The organism is Candidatus Jordarchaeum sp., assembly GCF_052745115.1.
The window spans coordinates 1-1,700 of sequence record NZ_JBRAKS010000543.1; the positions used below are offsets into that span (position 1 = coordinate 1).

General features: G+C 39.9%; 1 protein-coding gene. It reads right to left on the reverse strand.

The genetic code is table 11. The features are described from left to right. Positions 1 to 215: 215 nt before the first annotated feature. Positions 216 to 1,397, reverse strand: a complete 1,182-nt coding sequence (locus ACUVXA_RS20650; protein ID WP_445873179.1) for a CaiB/BaiF CoA transferase family protein — start codon at positions 1,395 to 1,397, stop codon at positions 216 to 218. Positions 1,398 to 1,700: the final 303 nt, after the last annotated feature.

Consider the following 1,700-nt stretch of genomic DNA (forward strand, 5'->3'; position numbering starts at 1 on the left):
AGGACATCCTACCAATTAACAGCAAGGGGTGACAAATGTCCCTAACTTCTACAAAAACAAGTAACCAATAAGTAATTTGTAAAATTTGAAATCTTCAGAATTTGATTTAACACCCCAGACTATAAGCACTCAAACTAATTGAATCATATTTTTATACCAAAATATACTAAAAGTCGGAAGAAAAAATCAAAATAGGTGTTGATGACATATTTCAACTAAATCACCTGTTCATTTTTTAAATGCTTTATTTCTTCCTTACTATACCCCAGATTTAGAAGGATTTCTTCCGTGTGTTCTCCAAGATGAGACGCACGCACTCTGATTTCTCCTGGTGTTTTTGAGAATTTGAGGGGGATACCAGTCTGCTTCAGCTTGCCCACCTCGGGGTTTTCGAACTCTGTGACCATCTCTCTCGCTTTAATTTGAGGATCGTTGAAGGTCTCCTCAAAAGTGTAAACTGGACCCACGCAAACATCGTGCTCCCAGAGAAACTTTACCCATTCATCCCTAGTTTTTGTAAGGAAAATCTTCCTAAGCTCTTCTGTAACCTTGTCTAACTTATCGCGACTCATCATCCAGAAAGACTCGCCCCCATTTAAGTCCTCTCTTCCAATTGCTCTGAACAGGTTATTATAGAATTTATCCTCTAGGGCACCTAGACTAAGATATTCGCCATCCTTAGTTTCGTAAACGTTGTAAATAGGCAAGGCCCCATTTAGACGCATCTCACCTCTTTTAGGATTAATACCATCTACAAAGAATACCGCAGCCCAGACCGAAAGCCAGGAAACTACACCATCAAGCATAGCGTAATCTATGTACTGGCCTTTACCAGTCCTATCTCGGGAGATTATTCCTGTAAGAATAGATAAAGCCGCAAACATTCCACCCGAAAGATCAGCGATTTGTATACCAGGTATTACTGGCGGCCCGTTACGCTGACCAGTGATTCCAAGTATCCCCGCGATTCCAATGTAATTTATGTCGTGGCCCGGCAGATCTCTGTAAGGCCCATACTGACCGAAACCGGTGAGTGAAACATAAACCAATCGAGGATTTATATTCTCTAGTGTTTCGTAATCGATGTGAAGTTTTTTTACGACCCCTGGTCTAAATCCTTCTATGAGAACATCGTATTCTTGGACTAGTTTGTATAAGATTTCTCTTCCCTTATCATTCTTGAGGTTGAGGGTTATGCTCTTTTTATTTCGGTTTAAAAGGTGGTGACCTGCGCTTTCTTTCCCCACTAGAGGAGGAAACCACCGTAAATAGTCTCCGAGGAATGGATCCTCAACTTTGAGCACTTCCGCTCCAAGGTCTCCTAGAAGCATAGTGCCGTAACCTCCAGGTAGAAGACGTGTCAAGTCCAAAATTTTTATACCATCAAGTGGGCCCATTTTTTTCAGCCACCCAAATTTTATTGTTTAAGAGAGTAAACTGAACTAGTTTTTGAATTGACATCTCTAGCTTAATGTCATATTAATTTACCGACATGAAAAGTTCATGTCTACGTGAATGTTTTGTGAATATGAGCATTAGGACAGACCAAATATCTCTGTTTTAACCCATTTTTCGCACATTTGTGAATTCTATAGTAGAGTTCGATGTTCTCTTAAATTGTTTGAAGTTCTTTCTTGATAATCATGCTAATTATATTTGAGAAGCCCGCATAATTTCCGCCTTTCACTCCGGAAAGGGTT

Coding starts and splice junctions, on each gene's coding strand:
- ACUVXA_RS20650 (WP_445873179.1), bottom strand. CDS start 1,397: ATGGGCCCACTTGATGGTATAAAAATTTTGGACTTGACACGTCTTCTA.